This window comes from Pseudomonas sp. P42, from assembly GCF_017973755.1.
In the GTDB taxonomy this organism is placed as follows: Bacteria; Pseudomonadota; Gammaproteobacteria; order Pseudomonadales; family Pseudomonadaceae; genus Aquipseudomonas; species Aquipseudomonas iridis.
In genome coordinates, this window is sequence record NZ_JACOPU010000006.1 from 383,979 (window position 1) to 407,884 (window position 23,906).

Annotated in this window: 21 protein-coding genes and 2 pseudogenes; 12 read left to right on the forward strand and 11 right to left on the reverse strand. The window is 54.2% G+C overall.

The genetic code is table 11. The annotated features are described in order from the left end of the window. Positions 1 to 549: 549 nt before the first annotated feature. The 4 genes from H8B20_RS21175 to H8B20_RS21190 form a co-directional block, all read right to left on the reverse strand. Positions 550 to 1,362, reverse strand: a complete 813-nt coding sequence (locus tag H8B20_RS21175) for an inositol monophosphatase family protein (RefSeq protein ID WP_210624480.1) — start codon at positions 1,360 to 1,362, stop codon at positions 550 to 552. A gap of 80 nt (positions 1,363 to 1,442) precedes the next feature. Next, positions 1,443 to 1,913: a hypothetical protein gene (locus H8B20_RS21180; protein ID WP_210624481.1), complete on the reverse strand. Its 471-nt coding sequence runs from the start codon at positions 1,911 to 1,913 to the stop codon at positions 1,443 to 1,445. An 80-nt stretch (positions 1,914 to 1,993) separates the two neighbouring features. Then, positions 1,994 to 2,452, reverse strand: a complete 459-nt coding sequence (locus H8B20_RS21185; protein ID WP_228732730.1) for a helix-turn-helix domain-containing protein — start codon at positions 2,450 to 2,452, stop codon at positions 1,994 to 1,996. A 10-nt stretch (positions 2,453 to 2,462) separates the two neighbouring features. Beyond that, entirely contained in the window at positions 2,463 to 2,687 is a 225-nt protein-coding gene (locus H8B20_RS21190; RefSeq protein ID WP_228732731.1) for a hypothetical protein, read from the reverse strand. Positions 2,688 to 3,051: 364 nt separating this feature from the next. Between H8B20_RS21190 and H8B20_RS21195 the strand changes: the two genes are divergently transcribed. The 3 genes from H8B20_RS21195 to H8B20_RS21205 all read left to right on the forward strand — a co-directional run bounded on the left by H8B20_RS21195 (position 3,052) and on the right by H8B20_RS21205 (position 4,348). Next, on the forward strand, positions 3,052 to 3,270 hold the full coding sequence (locus H8B20_RS21195; protein ID WP_210624482.1) for a hypothetical protein: 219 nt from the start codon (positions 3,052 to 3,054) through the stop codon (positions 3,268 to 3,270). Between the two features lie 72 nt (positions 3,271 to 3,342). Then, a complete protein-coding gene (locus tag H8B20_RS21200) occupies positions 3,343 to 3,753 on the forward strand; it encodes a hypothetical protein (protein WP_210624483.1) in 411 nt (136 codons plus the stop codon). 67 nt (positions 3,754 to 3,820) lie between these two features. Beyond that, a complete protein-coding gene (locus tag H8B20_RS21205; RefSeq protein ID WP_210624484.1) occupies positions 3,821 to 4,348 on the forward strand; it encodes a hypothetical protein in 528 nt (175 codons plus the stop codon). A 324-nt stretch (positions 4,349 to 4,672) separates the two neighbouring features. Here the strand turns inward: H8B20_RS21205 and H8B20_RS21210 are convergent, their stop codons facing one another. The 4 genes from H8B20_RS21210 to H8B20_RS21225 form a co-directional block, all read right to left on the reverse strand. Further along, positions 4,673 to 5,722, reverse strand: coding sequence for a hypothetical protein (locus H8B20_RS21210; protein ID WP_342345719.1), 1,050 nt, complete (start codon positions 5,720 to 5,722; stop codon positions 4,673 to 4,675). An 18-nt stretch (positions 5,723 to 5,740) separates the two neighbouring features. Then, positions 5,741 to 6,358, reverse strand: a complete 618-nt coding sequence (locus H8B20_RS21215) for a hypothetical protein (RefSeq protein WP_210624486.1) — start codon at positions 6,356 to 6,358, stop codon at positions 5,741 to 5,743. 508 nt (positions 6,359 to 6,866) lie between these two features. Further along, entirely contained in the window at positions 6,867 to 7,466 is a 600-nt protein-coding gene (locus H8B20_RS21220; RefSeq protein WP_210624487.1) for a hypothetical protein, read from the reverse strand. Further along, entirely contained in the window at positions 7,463 to 7,786 is a 324-nt protein-coding gene (locus H8B20_RS21225; protein ID WP_210624488.1) for a hypothetical protein, read from the reverse strand. The genes H8B20_RS21220 and H8B20_RS21225 overlap by 4 nt, the downstream gene beginning before the upstream one ends. A gap of 198 nt (positions 7,787 to 7,984) precedes the next feature. Between H8B20_RS21225 and H8B20_RS21230 the strand changes: the two genes are divergently transcribed. Continuing rightward, a complete protein-coding gene (locus H8B20_RS21230; protein WP_210624635.1) occupies positions 7,985 to 9,151 on the forward strand; it encodes a restriction endonuclease in 1,167 nt (388 codons plus the stop codon). A gap of 339 nt (positions 9,152 to 9,490) precedes the next feature. Here H8B20_RS21230 and H8B20_RS21235 read toward each other — a convergent pair whose 3' ends face one another. Further along, complete coding sequence (locus H8B20_RS21235; RefSeq protein ID WP_210624489.1) at positions 9,491 to 9,763, reverse strand: hypothetical protein; 273 nt, start codon at positions 9,761 to 9,763, stop codon at positions 9,491 to 9,493. A gap of 177 nt (positions 9,764 to 9,940) precedes the next feature. Here H8B20_RS21235 and H8B20_RS21240 point away from each other — a divergent pair, with 177 nt between their 5' ends. Both H8B20_RS21240 and H8B20_RS21245 read left to right on the forward strand, forming a co-directional pair. Continuing rightward, positions 9,941 to 10,534, forward strand: coding sequence for a hypothetical protein (locus H8B20_RS21240; protein WP_210624490.1), 594 nt, complete (start codon positions 9,941 to 9,943; stop codon positions 10,532 to 10,534). Positions 10,535 to 10,560: 26 nt separating this feature from the next. Further along, a pseudogene (locus tag H8B20_RS21245) lies at positions 10,561 to 10,950 on the forward strand (DNA-binding protein); the annotation flags it as partial. A gap of 342 nt (positions 10,951 to 11,292) precedes the next feature. On the opposite strand, the gene H8B20_RS21250 reads toward H8B20_RS21245, so the two are convergent. Further along, on the reverse strand, positions 11,293 to 12,246 hold the full coding sequence (locus tag H8B20_RS21250) for a WYL domain-containing protein (RefSeq protein ID WP_210624491.1): 954 nt from the start codon (positions 12,244 to 12,246) through the stop codon (positions 11,293 to 11,295). An 88-nt stretch (positions 12,247 to 12,334) separates the two neighbouring features. On the opposite strand from H8B20_RS21250, the gene H8B20_RS21255 reads away from it, so the two are divergent. Genes H8B20_RS21255 through H8B20_RS21270 form a run of 4 tightly spaced genes read left to right on the forward strand, consistent with a single transcriptional unit; the run spans position 12,335 to position 18,820 of the window. Next, the gene (locus tag H8B20_RS21255) at positions 12,335 to 16,093 is read left to right on the forward strand and encodes an ATP-binding protein (protein WP_210624492.1); all 3,759 of its coding nucleotides are present in this window, start codon (positions 12,335 to 12,337) and stop codon (positions 16,091 to 16,093) included. Beyond that, positions 16,090 to 16,737 carry a hypothetical protein gene (locus tag H8B20_RS21260; RefSeq protein ID WP_210624493.1) on the forward strand — a complete coding sequence of 216 codons (648 nt, stop codon included), beginning with the start codon at positions 16,090 to 16,092 and terminating at the stop codon, positions 16,735 to 16,737. Before H8B20_RS21255 ends, H8B20_RS21260 begins: the two co-directional genes overlap by 4 nt. Next, complete coding sequence (locus H8B20_RS21265) at positions 16,734 to 17,975, forward strand: hypothetical protein (RefSeq protein ID WP_210624494.1); 1,242 nt, start codon at positions 16,734 to 16,736, stop codon at positions 17,973 to 17,975. The genes H8B20_RS21260 and H8B20_RS21265 overlap by 4 nt, the downstream gene beginning before the upstream one ends. Continuing rightward, positions 17,972 to 18,820, forward strand: a complete 849-nt coding sequence (locus tag H8B20_RS21270; RefSeq protein WP_210624495.1) for a DUF7281 domain-containing protein — start codon at positions 17,972 to 17,974, stop codon at positions 18,818 to 18,820. The genes H8B20_RS21265 and H8B20_RS21270 overlap by 4 nt, the downstream gene beginning before the upstream one ends. Before the next feature lie 673 nt (positions 18,821 to 19,493). Here H8B20_RS21270 and H8B20_RS27935 read toward each other — a convergent pair. Next, positions 19,494 to 19,596, reverse strand: a pseudogene (locus H8B20_RS27935) (transcriptional regulator); the annotation flags it as partial. 175 nt (positions 19,597 to 19,771) lie between these two features. On the opposite strand from H8B20_RS27935, the gene H8B20_RS21275 reads away from it, so the two are divergent. Together H8B20_RS21275 and H8B20_RS21280 are read left to right on the forward strand one after the other, a co-directional pair. Beyond that, complete coding sequence (locus tag H8B20_RS21275; protein WP_210624496.1) at positions 19,772 to 21,853, forward strand: ATP-dependent nuclease; 2,082 nt, start codon at positions 19,772 to 19,774, stop codon at positions 21,851 to 21,853. Continuing rightward, positions 21,853 to 23,829, forward strand: coding sequence for a UvrD-helicase domain-containing protein (locus H8B20_RS21280; protein WP_210624497.1), 1,977 nt, complete (start codon positions 21,853 to 21,855; stop codon positions 23,827 to 23,829). Before H8B20_RS21275 ends, H8B20_RS21280 begins: the two co-directional genes overlap by 1 nt. The last annotated feature ends 77 nt before the right edge of the window (positions 23,830 to 23,906 follow it).

Genomic DNA, 23,906 nt, shown 5'->3' on the forward strand with positions numbered 1-23,906 from the left:
GCTTTTTTGCCATCAAGTTAGTAGTGTGGCGAAGCTGTGTATCCTCTAGATGCATTGGCGCTGGAATAAAGTCACCAGCGCTGTTTTACTGCCATCCGGCTTCATTGTCGATGCGGTCGAGTCAATGCTAGGAGCAAGATTGTTGCGACAGTTGATGCCCAAATTTGCAGTGATGAAGATGACAGCACGCTGCGGCAAGCGAATAAGGACACCCCTGATCTCTTTGCGTTAGGACTGTGGGCAATTACCGTTCAAGCGGATGGGTGATGCGCACTTTGAATTGCTTCTGGCTGATCTTTACGATGCGCGAGCAAGAGATGGTGCGGAGGACGGTACGACAAAGCACCAAGCGCAGTAGCTGGGACTGAGGTGCTGTAAGGACTATCACATCAGGCAAGCGGAGCGCAAAGGCACGAAGATGGAAGCCCGGAGGGGCAAGATAGCCATTGAAAATGGCTGGCTTGATTCACGACAGCTGGCCCGAACGGCGTACCAAACGCCGGTCTGCTGGAATAAACCGTCTGACTGAATTTTGCATGCATTCGTGCATTACTCAAACACCCTGTTCCAGTGCCGTTTATTGAGTTCGCTGCATGCATTTGGTGCACCACCGAAAACGCGTCCAGATACCTTCGCCATGGTGGCGTCAGTTGTGTATTGAATAGGTGTTCCATCTTCGCCAACCAGCACCCCCTTGGCACCACTCAACAGCGCATGGCCAGCCACGACATCATGAGCGCTAACAGGGTATAGCGAGATACCACAAACACCATCGCCTGCAGCAACTTTAGCGAGCCGATATGCAATGGATGGCATGGCGTAAAACTCTGCCGGCGCGCATAGCTGGTTATTGATATCGGGCTTGTCATTAGCTGCAGCGCTCACCATCACAGTGGCAGTCGCGGAAAGCTTTTGATTAGAGAGGTCGACAAAAATGCGATCATTATTTCTGAGCAGATGATCCATACCCTTTGCCCAGGCAATGCAGTCAGAGATTCCGGACGGCGTAACAGGCGCGTGCACTACTCCAAGAACAGGTTTGCCGTCATGGAGCAGCCCAACAGATACCGCAGAGCCTGTGAGGCCACTCAAAAAATCGCTAGTGCCATCATTGGGATCAACGACCCAACAGAAAGGATATCCGGAAAGAACATGGCCGGTCTCTTCACCCCACCAATCGCATTGCAAAATTTTCAGCAACTCCTCACGGAGAAGCACCTCAATTTCGACGTCGATTTGAGCTTTATCACCATAACCCCTGCGGCCTTCCGGACGGACACATTCCTCTGCCAATAACACACCCGCCCGCTCCACAACTTCGATCACCTGGGGAAGAATCTGCTGCAGTTGTGTATTGATCATGGCGACCTGACGAGCTAACGGGCGGAGGAGTGAGGGGTGATGCCGTGTCCCTAAGCAAATCGACAAGGCTCCTACTCATCTTACAGGAGCTGCGACCCAAGCCATCGACTGAGACGATCACCTTGAACGTTTTCCAGCTTGTTGATGGCACCTCCGAGCATTCCGACCATGGCATCTAAATCATCATCGTCCGGAAACCACTCGGACAGCTCGACATTGCAAAACTCTGAACGGCTGAACACCCATTTGAGAACCATATCCCCCGTCGCGCGGAAATGGTCAGCCATATAGATCTGGCGATCGATCTTCCACCCCCGCAGTTCTAGTTCATCGGTAGCGTTCAAGATACCCGTGTCACCAAAGCAAAATCTCGTGTCGGGGTAGTGGATACCAGCAAGCGACACCTTCGCCTCTCCGACCTTGCTGTTCCAATATGCTAGGTAGTGCCACCCGCCCGAAGTGGCGTGAGGCCTCGGGAAATTTATGGCTGCCTTGCCGGTGATGAAGTGCTCATAGGTAACCCTACTCAGGTCAAGATCGAAATTACGCATCACTCGACCTCTTGGATCCTTAAAGGTTTGCCACAACCGCAGCCGTGTCAGCCGTCTGCTTACGCAGCAATGAAAAGCGTTTATTCAGCGAAACAGAATTCGACTTGCTGGGACTTCGTCACTGAGCGATGACTTGTGGGCTTTGGAGAGAGACGTCGCGCAGGCAACTCATCACACGACGAAATCGCCGGGTTTTTGAGAACTCCCTCATGGCCTAGGCTCGCCAGTTCCTCTTGGGTGCGACGCAGCAAAGCGTCAACGGACTCTCCCGACTCAGCGCAAAGAGTAATGGCGACCAGGGTCATAGGACTTACTCTGAGCGGGCCGCTCAAAGCCGTTATCATCTCCAGCGTGGGGCTTGACTGGGCGCGCTCTAGTTTCGAAACGTATGTTCGACTGCTGACTTCCGCAAGATTTTTCTGGGTCAATCCTTTGCCCGCGCGCATCGCTTTTAGCACGGCAGCAAAAGCATCTTTGAGCGTCATGAACACGTTCCTAATCAGCCAGTCTTTTTGAGCGTGGTTGCGCATTTTAGCCATGTGGAGCCAATCACTGTATGTCGATTGGAGTGACTTCGCTCACCAGACAAGGTTGGGATTTTCGCGCCGCCTCTCTAGCCTCGCGCAGTCTTTGCTCAGCGTACATCGCCGGGTCATCCTCAGGCAGCGGGTAGCCGGCCGCTGATAGCGCCTCGGCTCGCTCTTCGATCAGCACCCGCTCAGGATCTCGAGCGGATTGGTAAGCCCTCCCTTTTACCCGTTTAGTTTCATCCATTTGCGACTCCTCAAAGGCTGAGTAGAAACCAGAGCAAGTTTTACCAAGGATAGGCGAAGAGAAGTATCAAATTCTTCACGGGCTGTGACACCACAAATCAGCTGTGAGTGTGGTGGCAAGCGGAGCGCGCAGGCCGAGAGGCCGAGGCGCGAGGATGGAAGCCCTTTGGGCCAAGACACCGCCCTGGCGGATGGCTTGGTTTACGACAGCCATCCCTGGCAGGGCGCGCACAAAAAAATAACTTCAATCAATCGCCGATCCACTGCTGCATTCGGATCGTAAGACATAGCGCTCCCAACGAGGCTTGATTGCAGCACCGGTACATACCAACATCAGGGCTTCAGCTTCCTAGTTTGGAGTACTTATGAGTCGTGATGACAAAGACACGGTGTACTGCAATGTTCAAATGCCGATGACCAAAGGCAGGGAGCTTTCGCGGTTAGTAGCGGAGCTTAGAAAGTCAGGTGCTTATCCCGAGCTAGACTCAGTCTTTGAAGAAATACAGCACGAGCTGAGCTCGTCAATTGAGTTCGTGGAGGAGCAACTCTCCGGCGCTGGCGGATTTGGCCGGCGGTCACATTGAAATAGCTCAGCCAACGAAGCCCGCGACCTCTTAAGCAGAGGTCAGGGTGTCCGCATTACGGAGGAGAACCTAATGTCTAGCGGTGCTGTTGATCAGAATCTGCGTGAGCGAGAGAAGGTCAGGAGGAAAGCTTTGTGGGCGCTATCTGATCTTCTGCCAGGCGATCCCAAGGCCACTCCAGTCGTGTCTATGCTAGACGAAATCGCACACCAGGATGAAGCCGACAGGTTGCTGAGAGATGTGGCGAAACTAGAGGATCTTCGCGACCTTGTGGTTATCGAACCTCGCTCGAGCGGCCTCCAAATTGTTCGTGAAGGGAGCATTCCAGAACCGTGGCGGGAACGATTTCTACAAGCGAGTATCGGTTCGACTCGACTCGGAGCGGGGCCTTATCTTCACGACTTGGAGAAATTCGTCCATCTCTGGACGCAGGAGATTCAGCACCTGGAAGCTCATCGCTCTGCCATCGATAAATATCTTTAGAAAGTATCTCAAGTTTTTCGAAACGCATCCGTTTGTACTTACAAGAGCATACATAAAAGGCGTTTCAATGAAGCTTCATCCGACTTCAAAAGCATCTTCTTATTTTCGTCTTTGTAGAGAGTTCGACTGCTGGCGCGGCCTAGATTTTGACGAGAAATACAAATGCGCAATCGAAGTGCTACCGTCGGCGCGGATCATGATCGAGATGGACATTGTGAGTTGCAGTGTCACCCTCGAAGTCGCTCAAGAAATCGCAGAATGTGTGAAAGAAGCACTGGCTATTTCTGTCGACGATGATGGCTACCAAGTCGAAGTCAAAAAACGGCCAAATGGCCTGTTCAAAATTCGCAGCCTTGCCGGAATGCGCGGCATGCAGTACGCAGCGTTTGACGAAATCGATGTTGAAGACGCGAGCGGAGATTTTTTTGAGGATTCATCTTCTGGCACGACATCAATTGTGGTCGCTACTATCCAAGATGGGGGGTACGAGTTAATTTTTCCCTTCATGGGCTACTCATTCACGAAAGCTGATGCAGCCTGGCTAAGCGAGGCGTTGTTCAAGGCCTGCGGGGAGCTACAGAGTCGGGTGCGGTAGAGTACCAGGAGTCACGGCCAAGTCTTGGAGGCTTTCCTAGCCTCCCTTTCGATGCCCTCGGCGTTTATTGCAAGGGTTATGGCAACAGGTAGCCTGCCTCAGCATGGGCTCTGGCGCGCTCTCCAATCTGCAGGTTTTCTGGATCACGAACCTTTTGATAAGCCCGATCATGTACATACGAATCACTAGAAATTGTTGTCATGCGCCTGTTTAGACAGTGCTTCACATGCGAGCACGCGGTAGGAAAATGGAGGTGTTTGCGGTCGCAACCAATGGGCCTGCTAGATAGAGCGGATAGATAACTCTGAGAGGTGGTTTTTTAGACTAGCGCTTCCGTGCCCGCCAGATTTCTTCGATGTCCAGATTAGCTAAGGCATCGCGCATCAGTGTAAAAGCGTTGTCCGAAAACTGGGGAATACGGGTCGATCCAAATTCGAATACGTTACGGCACTTCACATCCTCGTCTATGCCCAGATGTGCTCGTAGCGCTTTAGCTTTAGGTTGGGAAAGCCCTACTTTCTTCGCGAGATCGGCTGCTCCAAGATGAAATTTTTTCTGTAGATCTAACTCACGCACTGCCGCAGCCTCTGCTGGGTCATCTCCGCCGATATACCGTACAGGCGCACCTACTTTTTTCGTGAAATGAACGACCAAGTTCACGCCTTCGCCGTCAGTACGAGTGCCCACCATCGAAAGACGAGGGAAGACTTCATTTATGCCCTGGCCGCAACGCACTGCCTTTTCAACCCGATCAATATCGCGTTCGGATACTTCTACTTCTTCCACCGCGATGGATTCCATGGCCAGCATTGACCTTATACGGCCACGTGCTTCATCACGTTGACGTCTTCCAGGTTCCAACAAATCCCTAATCAGGTTGTATTCCCTGTCCACTAAAAACTCAAAATCACCTGGCGGCATAGTCGACACTGGCAGCACGCGAGCCGGAATGTGATCAATTAGGCTAATCTCTAATGCCCGGAGCAGGTACGCATCGAATGCAGTTATCAATGCCCTAGTGTTGAGGTATAGCAAGTCTTCGGCAACGATCACTGACCAATGCTGGGCAGCATCACGCAGACTATCCACTGCGCGCATCACACCGGCTTCTTCTTGAGTCAGACCATAGTGGGCAATGCAAAGCCCAAGGCTTTTGTCGAACGAAATTGAGCGCCCTGTAACCTTATCGAATACTTTGGCCTTGTTCTGAACAAGGACTGCTTTGAGCAGCATTTCACATGCGTGCTGAAGGTGGAGCAATACGGTAGTGATACGGCCATCGTCGTCAAAGCTATTGAAGGACTGCATCCCGATGCGAAGGGAACTGACAGCTTTGATCTTAAGGGTTCGTGCGTCCCGTAAAAGCTTCATTATTCATTCCTCCGATCATGGTCAAACCCCGGGATTGGTCGGGTTTCGCACTACGGGGTGAGAGCTGAATTCTTCATCAATTCTTTGCAACCAGTCGGGGTTTTCGGATTTTCCGCCTGATCCTACGATTATCTTCAGCGCGCACTCCCGACATTGGTCGAGCAGTGAGTAAGGGATTTGCTCTAGCAGCCCTCTGTACTCATCAACGTCACCGTCGCGGTATCGATAAAGGTCTGCGCACCACAGGTTGTTAACCCACTCGGTGATATCTTCTTCGGAGTGCTGTGACGTATCCACTAGGACTTTGACGAAATCGACGATCCGAGGGCGCTCGCGCTTACCGAATCCTCGAGTGGTGAGACAGAAAAACTTCACCGACTTGATAGCCTGTCGGTACTTCCAGGTCAGCGAGTCGAGAGACTGCTCGTCACGCATCTCTTGCACAAGCCTATACGGGTTAATCAACTCTCCCGTGTCTTGAGCTACCGCATGAATTATTCGATTTACATTAAATGATCGCCACTCACCACGGGTGTGGCAAAACGCGCCAATGAGAATATCGTTTTCCTTTTGCAGATCCGAGATTTCCCGTTCGGTAATGCAGCCTTCACCATCTTGATATTTGATGAGTATGCGCATCTGATCTCCTGAAATTGCCCCTCCCATAGGACGCAGGAAGGAGTCTAGTGCTAATCCCTTGCAGCAACAGCTTCCTAGGAAATTGCTCCGGCACCGCTATCTTTTCACCAGCCCTTTGTACCGTTCTCGTGATGCAAGTATCTGGTCTCTGAGCTCTTCAGGGTCGATTCTCATGCCGCCCCGCGGAGTTGTCTGCAGCGTTCTCAAGCTGTTCACAGCCTTTATGAACGCTCGTTCCTCTGCCTGAATCCATTCAGGACGTTTATCTTTCCAAAATGACCACGACATCGGGATAACTCCACCACTGATTGGATGGAAGCAGTATGTGGGAGCTGCGGTTAATGTCCAAGCCGAGAAGTGACTCAGGTCATCATGCAAGCGGAGCGCGCAGACCAGGAAGGTCGAAGGCATGAGGATGGAAGCCCGCAGGGCCAAGACCCGTCGATAGACGAGGCTTGGTTTACGACAGTCATCCCCAGAGGGGCATGCCCGAAAAGTAAAATTTAGGTTATCGAACCGCACGCTGTTCGTTCGTACGAGGAGCTACACCCATGGCGTAAAGATCATAAGTTTTTCGCAACAGCACTTCGTCATCAGATGCTACATGCGCGTGCGTGAAGACGGTCGACAAGAACCGCCTCCGTTCGCCGTTGCCAATCTCAGACCAAACCCGCGGCTGCCCTTGAGCATCCGGTACTGCCAAGCGATCAAGAAGGTACTCCTCAAGGCTATGCAACCGCTGCAAGCCATCGATCAAAATATCGCTGCTCTCAGCCATTGCTCGCCCCGCACCCGAATCACACCACTCATTAGTGAGATAGCTTCCAAGATCACCTCCAGACCACGCAGAAACGATGAACCGAGCCTTTTGCCCCAGATTCCAGACTACTGGGCGATGCCAAGACGGAACTGGAATGCCCATTACGAAGCCCGCAGCCCAAGGGTACTTCTCTTGAGCCGCAGATGGCTCGACCAAGTGTTTTTCCCAGCGAGAAACGAGGATATCAATCGGATATTGGTTGGTGCTGGTTGCCAAAATTTGACGAGGCATTCGGAGGCTTGGATCTGAGATTTCGTCATCCGCGTAGCGCTGAAATTTGGAAGTCATGAATGTCCTTGGGGGAGGGGAGTGCTGAAGGTGGACGAACCATTGGTACGGTTGAAATGACGCCGCCACTCATCAACGATTGAGATGATCAGTAAGTCACGCTCTGTTGAGATTTCGATCTGCTCACCGTCGACCAGCGCTTGCGCATAGCCCTCAGCGAAGGCTGCAGCTCTGTCAAAGTCGGAAGGGGAGTCAGAGGACGCGATGTAGCTGACCAAGCGCTCCCACGCCCTGCGTTGACGATGATGACCCTGCATGGTCTTGGCAAACGGCACGGCGCCTTTCAAGGAGCGTGCAAATGCGATCGTTGGTAGGTTCAAAACCGGTTTCTCTGGATGTCATAGATATGAAAAACGGTTCGTTTCAAGAAACCTTGAGCCGTATAGGAAGTTTTTTTGTGCCGACGCAAACAGGCGCTAACCGGACGCGAACGCGTGGACGTGCAAATGGCACTCAGATATTGTCGCAAGCGTGATTACGCGCTAGCCGCGTGACGACTCATGAAAGGGATAGACGCGATGATTTACCAATGCAACGGATGCAACAGGACTACCTTCGAGATCGCATGCCCGTGGTGCATGGGCTCTCAGGTCTCGCCGTCATCAGAGCTCACGTTGCGACACCTTACGCCGCTGGATCCTTCGTTTTATCCCGACTTTCAATACAGATCCAAAGGTTTGATTCAGGACTTCTTCGGGAAGAAGAAGGAGCAAGCTCAGCTCAACGATCTTTTGAATAACGTCCTGAGAAAGTACGCGGAGCTGAAGCAGCCATACTTCACGAACTTCATTCACACAACTCGTGAAAGCGCAGGTAGCAGCGATGACGCGGGCGTACCCGGGCCGCGATTGGATGGTGTGTACAGCGAAAGGGAATTGTTCAGAGAAGTCCTGATTCGCAAAGGCTTTGACGAGCTTGAAGGGCTTCCATCTCTCTTGGACAAGCTGCTGCAGACCACAGCTTTCAACTCTGACTATAGGGGGTTCTCCAGAGAGCTGACCCGCCACATTCGAACTGATCTTGCCGACACCTTACGTTCTTGGATTGAAGAGGCAGGAACGACGTTCAGGTCTGACTTGGCTTTGTTCTATTACTACCTGTGGGAAAATGACGTTGCTTTCCCCAATGTTCAATTCAATCCCCAGGCGGCTTCTACATCTGGTGTTCCACTCCTCCCGATACAGGTTTTCCGTAATGGCCTGAGCCTTTGCGAGGAGATTTATTTCGATATTCTCGTCGAGCGCCTGGGATCTCAGCTGGAGCATTTCAATCCAAACCAGTTCATCACCATGTACCTAGTGGACGCTATGGACGGATTTCAGTTTGAAGCCTTCCTGGTTGAGATATTCCAAACCATTGGATACGACGTTAAAGAGACCAAGAAGACGGCTGACCAAGGCGCTGATCTTTTCGTCAGCCGCTTCGGCAAAAACATGGTGATCCAGGCAAAGAACTACTCGGGCTCCGTAGGCAATGCGGCTGTGCAGCAAGCCATCTCCGCAAAAGCCTTTTATGGGTGCGACGAGGCCATGGTAGTCACGAACTCCTACTACACGAAATCAGCTAAAGAGCTGGCCAGCACAGCAGGCGTCCGGCTGATCGACCGGGACGGGCTTCAGAGCTATCTGGATGACTACAACCAGAAGCTCATCGAGGTTTTCCAGGCCGAGGAAGAAAGTGCTTAAAAGTTGGCGCCCTTCGAGGCAAAAACTTTAGCCCCGCGACGTCGGTGCGGTTTCGAGATCCGTGACAATAAAAGACGATGCTCAACCGATTGAACAGCAAGCGGAGCGCGCAAGCCGATACGGCTGGAGGCGTGAGGATGGAAGCCCGGCAGGGTCGAGACTTGGCTCCGCCAGGCTCGGTTCACGACAGCCATCCCCGCAGGGGCACGCACAAAGCCAAGCCGGTAACCCCCCAATCGCTATCTCCTCAGCAAGGATTTACACGGTTTCCGGCCCGTAATGATCACCCTCCATCATGAAGGTCTCACAGAGCCGATTGCACAGAGCAGAGGCGGGAACTCATCCGTCATTTCTCGAGAGGTCAGTAAGTGCTGAGGCTAGCGCCGTCGCCTGCTGAGGCGTGAACCTAAAGCGCGACTCATCGATTTTGATAGAAATTACGCCATTGGACTCTGTATCTAGGAGAACTGCGTAGCTGTTGTCATCGCCTATGACTTCACCCTCGGCAATGCCGGGCCGAGTGAAGATGGCGAGCCTAACTTCGTCCAACTCACCCTCGGGCGAACCATCCTTGAACGTGAAGAATCTGTTCGGCGGCAGTTTTGTACTCATGGTCTCGATATTCCTCAGAAAATATGTCGCATGACTATTTAAACGGAGGCGAAATTCGAAACTTGAGTGGCGGGATTAAAAAGACATCTGCCTGGAAAGTAATTTTGCGCAGCGCTAAAGTTTTGCTCGAAAAAATCCGTTTAAGTTTGTATTTCACGGGAAAGGGCTGAGTGGGCAATGTTGAAAGAGCATGATTCTGCAGAAATTGTTAGATTCAGGGCCGAGCGCGCATTTTTATCTCATGAAAATGACGGTGACGGTGACGGTGACGGTGACGGTGACGGTGACGAAGCTAGGTGGTTCGAGGCATCTGTTGAACTCGCAAATAGCCACGTCAGGCTCGTTCTAGACGGGTCTGAATATGACTTCACTGCTCAGCAATGCGGGGAGCTAGCTGATGGGCTGTCGACCCTGGTAAAAACGCTCTATCAACGGAGCGCAATCCTCACTGGTATCCCTAATCCGCAGAAATTGGATTTTGGTAAGCTATTTCACCAACTGATTCTGTCTCGTACTCAGTCCACACAGCAGGATTGGTTGTGCAACCACGGGTACGACTTGGACGGAATGTTTTTTGGAGCATCTGGATCGTTTCGCTATCCAGATTCGCAAAGCTATTTTCAGCTTTTCCTAGGGGTGAACGACTTGCTATTCGTCCCAATCTTGGGCATCGAAGATAGGGTATTCACGTTCAGAGTGGAGGACGCTTCCTGGTTGGTTGAGCAGCTGTGCGTAGGAGGATACTTGCTAGCTCGGATTGAGAGGTCGTAAGAGGAACAGCTTGCCTCTTCATGGATAGCCTGCAATCTGAGCTGACCTCTGCACGTCGGCAACTGGATACTCAGCAAGAAGCCATCGAGACCCAAACAGCTGACCTTCAAACCACGCAGTCTTCGCTTCATGCCGAGCTGACACGCAACGCCGGGATCAGCCAGCGCTGTACTGACCTTGAAGCTTTGGTCTGTGACAGGGATAAACAGATCCAATCCCTCGAGGAGAAGCATATTCATGCGCGTGGCGCCTTGGAGCACTACCGGGAGTCCTTGAAGGAACAGCGGGATCAGGATCAACGCCGACATGAGTCCCAGCTCCATGAATCCCAAGTAGAGCAGCGCAAGCTTCAGGAAACCTTGGCGCTGAAACAGGATGAGTTGACCAGGCTGAATCGTGATAACGAGCGGTTGCTGGCAGTCGAACTCGCTACGCTTATCAAGCGCTTTCGGATCTAACTGGATTTCTAGGCGCTCCGGGGTGGGCCGGGAAGCGCCCAACATTTTTGACTTCAGTGCCCTTGCGCGCGCATCTCGCCAGGGGTTGTTAAACAAGGATTGGAGGAGGGAGACCACTTGCTGCGCCAGGCGGGTAAGATCGGCTAGGCCACTTAGCCTGAAGCGCAGCGCTCGGAGAGACAATCGACGATACCGGTCGCCTTTGGACTTGCATTAGTCATGCGGATCCGCAGCTGCCGGCCGTTCTCAACCAGGTAATCAAAACATCGATTACAGATCGGATGCATCCAACTCCCCCTGTCACCGATGGTCGGTGCGCGGATAGCCCGGGGCCAACTCAAGGTTATGAACGCCATACAGAGCCCCAGGATTTTTCAGCCAGAGGCGAAACTCCAGTGGGTCAAGCGAGTAATCAGGACTGCAGTCGACTGACCACTGGCGCAAAGCGTAGCCCACTACCGCTGAACGAAGCCGGATTCGCAGGGTAGCGCTTTCGTCCATATCGAAGTCGAGCAGTGCAGTCTCAGGCCTTGCCAGTTTGGGGTGGGGGACAAGCTCCAGCTCAACTCGGTGGTTCCACTGATCATCTTCATCCATTAACTCGTCAGCGAGGATTGGGCCGTGGACAGTACTCACGCCAGTGATGCGAGTGATCGCAAAATCTCTGAATTGACCGCTCTTACGGTCATACCCGCGCACATGCCACCTTTGCCCATTGTCGAAAAGCGCATACGGCACAAGCTCACGCTGGCTTTTCTCGCGCATGGACTCATAGTCAATCGCGACGGCGTGCCCCTGCTTAATGCCCCTGCAGATGGAAGCAAGGATGTCTAGTCGAGGCTTGGCGAGCTGCGGTTGAGCCAAGCACGGTATGCCAGGCGTCCACGTCGACGGCTCAGCATCGCCGAAGCCTCGACTAACCCACGTCAGCACCTGCTCGGAGGTGAACTCAAATATCGGTGTGAAATTTTCGGCCGGGGTGTAGGCCTTGGTGCGGCTGTCAAACACCAGATTGTCCGGTGCCAAGCGCCGATAGAGCGCTAGGTCACGGGTAGATGCAGCCGTCTGCAGCTCGAAGCGCTGAACAATGTCCTGTCGCGACACCGCGCCACAAAACCAAGCCTGCAGCTCGATGAAAGCCAGTCGATCGCGCTGCTTCTGTGACAGCTGCGGAAGTTCTTCTCGCAAACCCACTGTATAAAACCTCAGTTGCAAGCTTATCTTAGGATCGTTATCGTCCGATAACGAGATCATTTTGATCTCGCTATGCGCTCATTCTAGCCATTCAGTCTATCCCTTCGCTGAGGAGTGCGCCATGTGACTCGTTGATCAGAGGTTTGCTATGTCACGTTTGCTCCGCATCGTTCTCATTGATTCGCTGTGTGCCGGCGACAAGGCCGAAGTGCTCGTTGATGCCAATACCTGCCTTACAGGTACCAATGGCATCGGTAAGTCGACCTTCCTGAAGCTGATCCCGCTGTTCTACGGCGCCAGTGCCGGAAGGATGGTAAAGGCGGGAACAAACACCTCCAGCTTTGCCGACCACTATTTGCCAAGCTTCACCAGCTACATCGTTTTCGAATATCTGAATCATGAGAATGTGCCGCGGTGCGCCGTGCTTCATCGCTCACACTCAGGATATGCCTACCGCCTAGTGAGCAGCGCATGGAACGCAGAGCTCTTGTATGTAGATCAAATCATTGGTCTTTTGGTCGAGCCGAGCAGTCTACAGCGTCGTGCAGCGAATATGCGAATCGACTGCACCCCCGAGCTCACCCCTCGTGATTATCTCAGAATCATCCAGTACAACACAGGTGTAGCGGATCTTGAGGGCATCAATTCAGTCGATCGCAAGCGCATGATTGCAGGGCTTCGGCGCTCCTATTCGCTCGCACCACTGCGGCATCACTTCGGCGGCATCGACAACCTGATGTTCTCGCTTCTGGAGTCCAAAGGCACCTTCGACTCCATGAAGTCGGCGATGAAAGAGATTCTCCAACAAGAGACAGGCGTTGAGAGTGTCGATCTTTCCGGGATGGATCTAGCCGCGTTCACTGGAGCGATCGACAGCCGCGCAAGCTTCTTGATCATGGAAAAGCAGATCAGACCCATGATCGATCGTCTTGCCCAACTGCACCCCAGGTTGGTCACCAACGAAGGTCAGCAAGGCCGCCTCAAACGAATCGCAACTGATCAACAGCGGGACGCTCTAGCTGCCACGACAACTGTCGTAGCAGAGATCCACGAGGCTAGGGAACGCGAATCCGCCGCGTCCGAACTCTACAGTGAAAGAAGTGAGGCCATTCACGATCGGCTTGGCACAGCGCGTCGTACAGAGAAGGAGGCCCGGCGGGACGTTGAATCACTGATCAGCCAAAGGGACAGCTTTGATCAAAGCATCCTCCCGTCGCTGATGAAGGACTATGCTTCCATGAGCGCCATGGAGGAGGGACTGCGCGCCATGGCAGGCGAGCATTCCATACTCGTCGAGCACGGCCAAGGTATTCAGCAGCGGTACGACAAGCTTGAGACTGAGCTGATTCGTTCAGTGCTCGAGCGAAAACAACGCCGCAACCAAGAGGCCGAAACACGGCAAATGGAAAACAGGGCACAGGCCCAGACCCAACTGGATCACCTGGAGCAGCAACTGGACTCTGCCCGGGAAACGCACAGTAGCGAACTCGAAGTACACGAGCAGAAGCACACCTTGCTGGCCACAACGCTCGTAGGGCTCAAAAGCCAGGCCGCTTTCCTGAACTCCACTCGGTATCTACCGGAAACCGCTGATGCGATTCAGAACGAACAGCGGTCGATCGACCTCATCCGCGCCGAATTGGACAAGGCAACGATCGAAGTCGCCGAGCACGGCGCCGAGCAGCGGCGATTCGCTCATGAGCAGCAAGCGGTAGCCAATGAGCAGCAACAGGTAGTAAGGCGTCGTGAGCAACTGCGTGATGAAGTTGAAACCCTAAGCCGTCAACTCAATCCGAGCGAGGACACGTTGCTAGCGTTTCTGCGCTCCGAGTGCCCCGCTTGGGAGCAATCGATCGGTAAGGTCATCGATCGCAGGCTCCTTTTGCGCAATGACTTGTCGCCCGTACGCGCGCTCGAATCGTCGACTCTGTTCGGAATTCAGCTTGATCTGAATCGGCTTCAGCCTGTGACAGAGGCTGACAGGGAAGCTATCGAGTCAAGCCTGGCGTTAGCGAACCAGCACCTCATCGATATTGATGACGAACAGCAGCACCTGACCCGCAAAGCCTCCGTGATGCTGGATCAGCGCAAGCAGCACCAGTCATTACTTGTCGAGATCATCCGTCGCCAGAACAAGCATCAGGAGAATCTTCAAGCACTGCATGGCCACATCGCCACGTTGGAAGAAGAGGGCAAAGAGCACATCGGTAGCCTGCGATCTCAATGCGCTCAATCTGTAGCTGAGGCTGAGCGCAGCCTGGAAGCCCATGTCATCCAGCGCGAAGAACTGAAAAGGTCTCAACAACAGCACCTGACAAACCTCAAAGGGATCGTGAAAAAGGTCAAGGAAGAACTTTCAGCTCAGTTGGATGAAATTGAACGGGTGAAAGCAAGCGCCCTCGATGCGCTTGATATAGAGCAAGCCGAGAAGGTGGATGGCTACACGGCTGCTCGACTCGTTGAACTCACAGAGGCCGGGGTGGATGGTGATGCCATCAAAAACCTTGAAGCAGAAATGATTGCTTTGGAGATGAAGCTCGCCACCCTGAATAACCACTTGTCCGACATCCGAAACTACCAGCGATGGCTCAGTGATGACCTGCCCAAGCTCCCTACGCTCAAAGCCACGCACATTCAGGCTTCAGAGCTCGCCAGCCGTATCCAAGTTGAAGTAGAAGAGTTCCAGCAAGCCAGGACTGAGCAACTAAATGCCTTCAAGGCCGCATTGGCAGTGCTCTCTGAACGCCAATCTGTGCTTGGTACGAAGCTATCGACACTGGCATCAGTCTTGAAGCGCCTCGAATACACCCCAGTGGTGAATTCGGATCTCGATAGCCTACGCAAGCTCACGCCGGCCGATCTCGACGCTGAAGTAGGGCGCCTGCAGCGCGAAGCCAATAGCCAGCGGGACGAGGGCAGGAGTTTATTCAGAAAGATCGAGCTGGGCATTATGGCCGGCCCGCGCGATACCGCGGAATTCGACGCGATCCAAGACATCGCGATGCGTTCACGCCAAGCGGATGGCAGCGGTGAGAAAGCCTGGTTCCACGCCACGCCTGAATTGCAGATGTACATGGCAGAAGGTCATGACGTGCAGCGCAGCAAGCTGATCACCCGTGTCAGATCTCTATGTACCCAGGTCGCCGAAAACCAGTCAGTGCTCAATGGACTTCATCGCTCCATCATGGATCTCGGCCGCAAGGCCACCAAGAAAGTGAATGAGGTGCTAGCCGCGTTTCCCCAGTTTACCAACTTTGAATTTCGGGTGGTTTCCAGGATCCACGACATCAGTGCATGGGACGAGATCGAGGGGTTGGTGGAGCACTTCAACCGCTGGCGTCTCAAGTCCACTGGTGAAATCCCAACGGACGCTCTCAATGAGCGACTGATGTCCATGCAGCGGCGCATGAAAGCAGGCGGTTGGCTCTCCCCGAAGCTAGCGGACTGCTTCGACGTTTCGTTGAGCTGGATGGTCAACGGTGTTCAGAAGGTCGCTTTCAACACCGCAGACCTGGGCGATGGGCTCAGTACAGGTCAGCTCAAGATCATCGTCGGGATGATTTATCAGGCGCTATTTGAGCTCATTCGACGTGATGCTGACTTCGATCTGCTGTTGCCGATTGATGAGGCGTTGGAGCTCGATGTGAATAATGCGTACACCTTGCTTAAATACTTCAACGCTCGTAATTCTCAGCTGATGCTCGGGTTTCCCGGTGGCGCTCCTGAGCTTATCCGTCACTTTACGCACCTTTATGCCCTTGACCGCCGGCCCTCGGGCGCCGTGTACGTCAAGCAGTATCAAGCTCCTGAAACTGACAGGCTTGCTGATTTGAATGATGCGCTAGAGCTTGATGACGGGCCCGATCTCAATGGGCCAGATATCGATGGGCCGGAGGCATTTGTATGAGAGAAACTTTGGAAAGTCTGCTGGGCGGCAGCTTCATTTGTCGCTACTCAAGTCCTGAGCTGTACAGCCAGCTTTGTGACGCCAGCTATGCCCGCGCTGTCGACCAGGCTCTGCAGCCATTGGGTCGGACACTTGGCTGGCTGGGCAGTATTGAGCAACCGAGCGCTTTTTTCTCGCGCTTCGTGAGCCTCTCCAATGCGAGTGATCGCATTGCCGCTGCCGAGGAATTCAAGCATATCCGTGACGCCATTTGGCCAGTGGTGGAGTTCATCCAGCTCTGCGCCCGGGCTGGCAGGGGAGACGCCTGCCTGGCTCCTGGAGAGGAAGTGCACACCGCGCAGCTTCTGACACAAGTTGAAATTAGCACGATTTGTGGAGATCAGTTGCGCGATCTTGCGGGTCACGCCTTCTTCCGCAAATCCAAGCGCGGAGACAGCCACAGCGAGAAGCTCTCCGTCGTGCTCAAGACCATGGAGGAGGCGGGCTTCCTGGTCAGAAAAGGGGTTGGATCATCCATCTTCGTCGCCACGGGCAAAATGGCCTACATCTATCGGGCGATGTCCTGGATCGTGGAGCACCAGAAATTGGTTCCCGACGACGAAAGCGATGCTGCCGGCGATACACAGAGCGAGTTCATCCTGTGAGAGCCGAAGATTGGGCAACACTAGGTAAGCACCTGATCGCTAACGCTGCCACGCTCGAAGCCATCGTACAGGCGGATGAGGAGGGCGCCGCCAAGCCAGAAATGATGACCCAGGGCATCATGTGGCTGATCAAGCAGCATCTGGTCGATGAATTCGAAGGCAGCCTGCACCCTTCCTCCCTCCTGATCGACCTCGGTGTACGGATCAGCTCTCAACGCTTTGAGCTATCCGCACCGGATCTCGAAGAGCTACTGGTCAAGATTGAGCAGGCTTGTGAACGCTATCTTCAAGCGAAGGATATATCGCTCGCAGATGCCGATAAGGAGCAGCGATCGATCTGGCTGGCAGTGCGCCAGGTCGTGACGCACTTGCGTGATGAGCATCGGGCAACAACTGAATTCATCGAAGGCCGATACGGTTTTTCTCCCCGGTTTGAAGATCGCCTTCGAGACATCCGGCAAGCCGTGGATCGTCTTGAACGTCTGTCCAACAAGCTGAATGCTTTTGAGTACGATAAGCTATCAGGCTGGTGTAACGTTGATCGGACACTACGTCGGCTGCTGCTGACAACCCTTCATAGTGCAATCATGCGCCAGCGCACCCGCTTGGGTGACTTAATCACCCGGCTCGACCAGTTGGGAGTAACGGTAAGAAAACGTAACCGATTGCGCCAAGTGGTTCTGGCAGTCGAAAGCTGGCTCCAGGCTGGTAATGTTCCGGATCTTGAGGGCATTCTGGATCGGGCCGATGCTGCTGAGTGGGTATGCGCATCGCCCTTATCCCTAGGCGGCTATCTGCATCCTCCCGTTGAAGACTCCCAGGCGATTGACGATATGGCGCTGCTCATCCACTCGTTGCCTGCTCCGAGGGTGCGCAAAGCCGTTGAAGATCTTGCGGCCCGGCCAGCAGCACGCGTGATCCCCACCGAGCTGGAAGTCGTCGAGGCCCCCATTCCATTTGCTCAACCGCACTTGGAGGCCATGCTCTTGGATTTGAAAGAGCATCGTGTGCCGCAGAGCGCCAGCCGTTATTGGGAGGACAATGCCGAGAGTGAATACGGGGTGAATGTCTGGCTTTACGCGCTAGATGCCTATTACCGAAACCTTGTGCTGGTTGCGCAGAAAACTGAAAAACCCCTGCGATACGTGCTTGAGCCAGTAGCTGAGCCCATGCCCAGAGGCATCGCGAACCAACTCGTGACTGACCTTACCCTACGTATCAAAAGGCGCGGCGAATGAGCGATCACAGCGTTTTACGCAGCAAGCGAACTATAGAGATGATCAGCACGCTCGTGCGCATGGGCTTGGATAGTGTGGCGCTCGGCAAACTTTGGGAGACGATCCACCGAGACTATGGGATCGGTGAAGTCAGTGGCAGTAAGCTGTTGCTGAGCCCCGCTGACCGTCAAGCACTTAGAAGCCTCCTGATCGATAAAGCTAACTGGGATCCAGTTGAGTCCAGGAGGGTTGAAGGCTCAAGAATTGGGCTTGCGAGCCATACTCGCGTAGAAAAAGCTTCGAATGAGGTTGTCGGCCGGTTGTTGGCATTGGTGAGTAGCCCTAGAGGGAAGGTGGAGTTGGCTGGCTCCCACTACATGATTCCACCCGGTGGCTCATTAGCACTTCCCGTCGATCTGCTGGCCGGCATTGACCGATTCGTGATGGTCGAGAACCTTGCGGTTTTTTTGGGCGCCCATTTCTATAAAATGCCGGAAGAGCTCGCGGGAGTTCCGTGGGTGTTCAGGGGTTCGCCACAATTCTCACCCGCTGCGGCGGCGATGCTGGCCGAGGAGACGCCCAATGTCTTCTATTTCCCGGACACCGATCCCCAAGGGTTGGCCAACAGCTTGAATGCAGCCAATTGCTCAGGGGTCATAAGCTGCACCCTTGATGAACTTCATGAACTCATGGATTACCGGCTGGATAAACCCCACGACTACATGAACCAACTCCATGCCATGGATGGGCTGCTCCGATCAGGTCATCCGCTGGCGTTGGTTCTGAAGGAGCTTCGTACCGGCTTCAGCCAGGAATCCATGGCGGGACGGCAGCTGAAGATTTGGTGCAGCGTGGCCGCGGGTTAGAGGTGTGATGCGTAGGTGCTTGGTGTAGATGGCTGGTGGTGATGCCTAACTAAACGTGTGGAGGCCTGAAGTCTTCCAAGTCACCTAGCGAGATCGGGACTTTATAATGATCCTCAGCCGGGATGGGAAGCCGCCGGATTCTCGACCTGACAAAACATGGAGGAGGGTGGGTAGTTTAGCTTTGGTGGTTGGGGGAAGGAAATGTGGTTCATAGGAGCATTTGTTGTGATGCCGTACAAATATACAGTGCACGGTAAAACTGCTATCGACGATCGCCAAACGACGGCAGGAAGCTCTACTTCTTAGGCGGTGTTGTCCCAGGGGGCTGCTTGGGGACTTACGTATCCGGCGATCAGATATTGTCCCTAGTAAATTGAGCCGGGTTCATAGGGTAATAATCTGTCGATCGACCTTCGTTTCCGTCTGGCCAGGCGGTACAAACCAAATATGTAGCCTCGTGATCTAGGGACACCACGATGCCGGCACACGCCATTTCTGAGCCTATGGCGCAAGCGAGATTGCCGACTACATGCTGCGTTGCCACTATTGATGCCGATTTGCTCGATTTGCTTGCAGCATCGAAGTGGCACCACACAGCCGGCTTTAAGTCACCATGGACATAAGAAAACAGAAGGGAATCGCATGTATTTGCGTCAGTTGGATGTCACCGGGTTCAAGTGCTTTGGTGAGCCAACCAGCTCTCGACTTCCTTGGAACCATACTGGCCTTTCCATTCCTTGAGGGGGCTTGTGGTTGCCGCCCTTCGTTTCGATCACTGACCGTCCTGAACAACTTCCACCGCTCTACAATTCCTATTATCCATTTCTCTCCATTACAGATAGCAGTTGCTCGAGATAGCGCCTTGCCCCAGTCTGTGGCATATAGCCAGTCACATGCCTTCGGCTTGGAAGCCCAAAGTCCGATGGAAGCCAGGCTCAGGGAGAAGTTGGTATGTACCTTTCAGCGCTGTCTATACGTAATTTCCGGCAGTTTGGCGATCTGACTCCAGGTTTTGTGATCCACTTTAACGAGGGCGTCACTGCTCTTGTAGGGGAGAATGATGCCGGTAAGACCGCAGTAATCGACGCCATCCGGCACGTCCTGCAGACCCGTGACTCGGATTTCCTTCGGCTTGAACTGGAGGACTTCCATGTCACAGGGAATGGCGAGCCTACGACGGACATCACCCTGGTTTGCACGCTGTCCGGGTTATCCACGCTGGAACTCGGAGCATTTGCTGAGTACGTAACGTTTTCTGGTGGCGAGGGCCTGCTTCATGTGCACTGGTCAGCACGTCGACTCGCGTTGCCGACTGCGTCACGTCGCTGGGTCGACATCCAAGTCCGTTGTGGGGCGCGCGGAGAGGGGCCGGCCCTGGACGTTGGAGCGCGCCAGTTACTGGCGACCGCCTACCTGAAGCCTTTGCGGGATGCTGAACGTGAGATGTCGCCGGGGCGTAACTCTCGCTTGTCCCAAGTTCTGTCCAGCTTTCCGGGAATCGAAACCGGTGAGTCCTACGTCGCTACGGCACCGCCGGCGTCAACAGCCGAGGCTTCCGGTCTGAGCATTGCCGGCATGGGCGATTACATGCGTGAGCTCGTCAGAGGCCATGGAGCAATCAGGGTTGCCCAGGCGACGATCAACGAGCGCTATCTGGAACCTCTCTCACTGGCTGGCCAACCACTTCATAGCCATCTGGGCTTCGGCGACAGCGGCAGTGAGACCACAAAGCTCAAACAGATTCTCGAGCGCCTCGAATTGGGACTGTTGGACAAGGGCTCGGCGCTTGCAAAGGGCAGTTACGGCCTGGGCTCCAATAATCTGCTGTTCATGGCCTGCGAGCTCATCCTGCTGGGCAAAGAGCCAGACGGTCTGCCACTGTTGCTAATCGAAGAGCCAGAGGCACACCTTCATCCTCAGCGCCAACTCAGACTGATGGAGTTCCTGGAGCGAGCTTCCCAGCCTCAAGTTCAGGAACACGTTCAAGAGCAAGCGCAGACACGACCTGTTCAGGTGATTTTGACAACGCACAGTCCCAACCTGAGTTCCAAGATCGCCTTGGAAAACCTCGTACTCATTCAATGTCAGCGTGCGTTCTCCATGGCGCAGGGGCGAACCAAACTTTCGGTTGATGACTATCGGTTTTTGAGTCGTTTCCTGGATGTCACCAAAGCCAGCCTGTTCTTTGCCAAGGGGCTGCTCATCGTTGAAGGGGATGCTGAGGCAATTCTTCTGCCGGCGTTGGCCCGGCTGCTTGGGTGTGACCTGACCGAGCATGGTGTGTCGATCGTCAACGTCGGTGGAGTCGGTTTGCGTCGATATGCTCACATCATGCAGCGCGCCGACGAGTCTGAAGGCGTCATTCAAATCCCCACAGCCTGCATCACCGACATGGATGTGATGCCTGATTGCGCGCCAGCCATCATGGGGCTGAACCCGAACAAGCGCAGACCCAATGGTAAGCCGGCGCCTCGGCGGTGGCGCATGCTGAGCGACTTCGGCGCGACTGATATGGAGCGAGAACCCAAGCTAGCGGCTCATCGGCAAAAACGGACACGTGGAGATGGCCAGAACGTGAAAACCTTCGTGGCCAATCATTGGACGCTTGAGTACGACCTGGCTGTCGGGGGACTCATGGATTGGGTACATCGAGCCGCCGTGCTGGCTTTGCATGACGCGAAGATCAACGAGCGCAAGCTGACACGGGAGAAAGTGCTCGAGAGGGCAAGCAGGGCGCTTGAGGCCCTCAAGACTCGGTACCCCACCGAGGCGGAGCGCGCTACGGAGATCTACCGTCTTGTGGATTCCGGTTCCAAGTCGATCACCGCACAGCACCTGGTCGACCTGCTGCAGCTGGCATTTGATGAAGGAGAGCTCGATCAGGCGAGCTTGCGTACAGTGCTACCGACCTATGTCGTTGAAGCGATCGACCACGCCACAGGCGGCCCTATTCTGGCTCAAACGCCAGAGTCACCTGCGGCCCCTGCAACGACGGCCGATGCACACGCAGCCGGGGTGGAGGAACCTGCGTAATGAGGCTCAAGGATCTAGTTCCGCCAGTCACGGATGCAGACATCGAATGGGTGAGCGGGCTTATGTCGCTGCGCGATCTGGATGAGCCACGGAGGGCGTTTCTCAAACGTCTCGATACGCTCGATGTAGCGGCATGCCCAGGGAGCGGCAAGACCACCCTGGTGGTTGCCAAGCTTGCCATCCTTGGTCGTCACTGGAGTAGCCGTACTCAGGGGATTTGCGTGCTTTCGCACACCAATGCGGCGCGCGAGGAGATCGAGCGTCGGCTGGGCGCTACGGAGGTTGGCAAGAGGCTGCTGCGATACCCCCATTTCATCGACACCATCCATGGCTTTGTCATGCGTTTTTTGGCGTCGCCCTGGCTGCGGTCGAATGGCCACCCGCTGGTAATGATCGATGACGAGGCGACCGGGCGTGCCAGGGGTAGGGCGCTGGGACACGAACGGAGAAATATGGAGACTTTCCTTGGCAGAAAGGAAAAAAGGCTTGCTGATCTTCGTCTTCAAATGGCTGATTTTTCGAATCCGCTTGGGGGCGTACATTACATTTGCTCACCCGAGGCTCCCTCATACGGAAAACTAGGTAGAGCCATGGGCGCTGCCGCTTCGGAAGGTTACTTTTGCTATGACGAGGTTTTCACGCTCGGCCAGGCCATGATTGAGCAGGAGCCGAATGTCGCTCATTCGCTGCAAGCTCGGTTCCCCTGTGTGCTCATCGACGAGATGCAGGACACGGATGTCGTGCAGAATCAGCTCTTGAATCACGTGTTTCCGCGCGATGCCGTGAATACAGTCGTGGTCAGAGTTGGGGATCCCAATCAACAGATCTTCGATGGGGACGGTGAATCCGATGGCGCTTTTCCTCATGGAGAGACAATCGATATCTTCACCAGCTTTCGATTCAACCAAGCTATTGCTTCCTTGGCGAACAACTTCGCAGTCGCTCCCATTGCTGGGGGATTGATCGGGAGGGGCAGGGCCGGCGATGTTTGTCCAAACACGATCTTTGTCTTCCCTGACGACGATACGAGCGGTGTTCTCAGTGCGTTTGCGCAGCTAGTTTGCCGGTGCCTGCCTGTTTCGGATCGCATGGATGGGGTGCATGCGATCGGCGCCGTTCACCGGCTGAAGAACTACAAGGCGGAGCAATTCCCGAAGGCTCTGGAGCACTATTGGAGCGCCTATCGCTCAGATGCCAACAGCTCGAGGTATACGCCCAAAACATTCGTTGAAGGTATTCGCAGGGCTAGAGCGCATCTGGCCGTTAGCGGTCATGCATACGAAAGCGTTGAAATGATTGCCAAGTGTTTGCTTCATCTGGCTGAGCGTGCAGGCTTGAGGAGACCTGTCCAGATCAGGACAAGGCTTCACCGCTTCATAGAGCGCGGCTTAGCGTTGAACACGACGCTTCTGAAAGCCTACCAGCGAGGCATCTACCTCTATTTGTTCCATGCCCATCCGCTGCGAGAGGAGCGTTGGGTTCAGAGGCATGCCGTGCTGCTTAAGCGCCTAATTGCAGAGCTGCATCCTGGCGAGGCGATCTCAAACGAACACGAGGTAGAGGCTTACCTAGCGTGGACAGAGCCGCGTGATACGGACGAGTCCGAGATACCCCGTGAAACCATCAACACATACCGATACGACGAAGGTGAACATGACTCCGTCGACGTCCAACTGTCATCCATGCACGCCGTCAAGGGCAAGACTCATTCGGCGACACTGATTGTGGAAACGTTCAGCGGACAGCATGTCTTGGAGATGATGTTGCCCTGGCTGGAGGGTAAGCCGCTGGTGAAGAAGGAATATCAGGTGACTTACCGGAAGAACAGGATGCTCATGTACGTCGGGATGACCAGGCCTACGCACTTGCTGTGCCTGGCTATTCGAATCAGCGCACTGGGTGAAGGGGAGGCGAGTGCTGAGCGAAGGGCAGCGCTCGAAGCGCAGGGATGGGTGATCAATGAGCTCGGTGCGTGAGTGACTCACTAACCCACGCTCCTGAATGTGGGGCCCGGGAATACTGCGGCACTCGTTGTACAGATTCCCCTGAGCAT

Coding starts and splice junctions, on each gene's coding strand:
- H8B20_RS21175 (WP_210624480.1), bottom strand. CDS start 1,362: ATGATCAATACACAACTGCAGCAGATTCTTCCCCAGGTGATCGAAGTT.
- H8B20_RS21180 (WP_210624481.1), bottom strand. CDS start 1,913: ATGCGTAATTTCGATCTTGACCTGAGTAGGGTTACCTATGAGCACTTC.
- H8B20_RS21185 (WP_228732730.1), bottom strand. CDS start 2,452: ATGGCTAAAATGCGCAACCACGCTCAAAAAGACTGGCTGATTAGGAAC.
- H8B20_RS21190 (WP_228732731.1), bottom strand. CDS start 2,687: ATGGATGAAACTAAACGGGTAAAAGGGAGGGCTTACCAATCCGCTCGA.
- H8B20_RS21195 (WP_210624482.1), top strand. CDS start 3,052: ATGAGTCGTGATGACAAAGACACGGTGTACTGCAATGTTCAAATGCCG.
- H8B20_RS21200 (WP_210624483.1), top strand. CDS start 3,343: ATGTCTAGCGGTGCTGTTGATCAGAATCTGCGTGAGCGAGAGAAGGTC.
- H8B20_RS21205 (WP_210624484.1), top strand. CDS start 3,821: ATGAAGCTTCATCCGACTTCAAAAGCATCTTCTTATTTTCGTCTTTGT.
- H8B20_RS21215 (WP_210624486.1), bottom strand. CDS start 6,358: ATGCGCATACTCATCAAATATCAAGATGGTGAAGGCTGCATTACCGAA.
- H8B20_RS21220 (WP_210624487.1), bottom strand. CDS start 7,466: ATGACTTCCAAATTTCAGCGCTACGCGGATGACGAAATCTCAGATCCA.
- H8B20_RS21230 (WP_210624635.1), top strand. CDS start 7,985: ATGATTTACCAATGCAACGGATGCAACAGGACTACCTTCGAGATCGCA.
- H8B20_RS21235 (WP_210624489.1), bottom strand. CDS start 9,763: ATGAGTACAAAACTGCCGCCGAACAGATTCTTCACGTTCAAGGATGGT.
- H8B20_RS21240 (WP_210624490.1), top strand. CDS start 9,941: ATGTTGAAAGAGCATGATTCTGCAGAAATTGTTAGATTCAGGGCCGAG.
- H8B20_RS21250 (WP_210624491.1), bottom strand. CDS start 12,246: ATGATCTCGTTATCGGACGATAACGATCCTAAGATAAGCTTGCAACTG.
- H8B20_RS21255 (WP_210624492.1), top strand. CDS start 12,335: ATGTCACGTTTGCTCCGCATCGTTCTCATTGATTCGCTGTGTGCCGGC.
- H8B20_RS21260 (WP_210624493.1), top strand. CDS start 16,090: ATGAGAGAAACTTTGGAAAGTCTGCTGGGCGGCAGCTTCATTTGTCGC.
- H8B20_RS21270 (WP_210624495.1), top strand. CDS start 17,972: ATGAGCGATCACAGCGTTTTACGCAGCAAGCGAACTATAGAGATGATC.
- H8B20_RS21275 (WP_210624496.1), top strand. CDS start 19,772: ATGTACCTTTCAGCGCTGTCTATACGTAATTTCCGGCAGTTTGGCGAT.
- H8B20_RS21280 (WP_210624497.1), top strand. CDS start 21,853: ATGAGGCTCAAGGATCTAGTTCCGCCAGTCACGGATGCAGACATCGAA.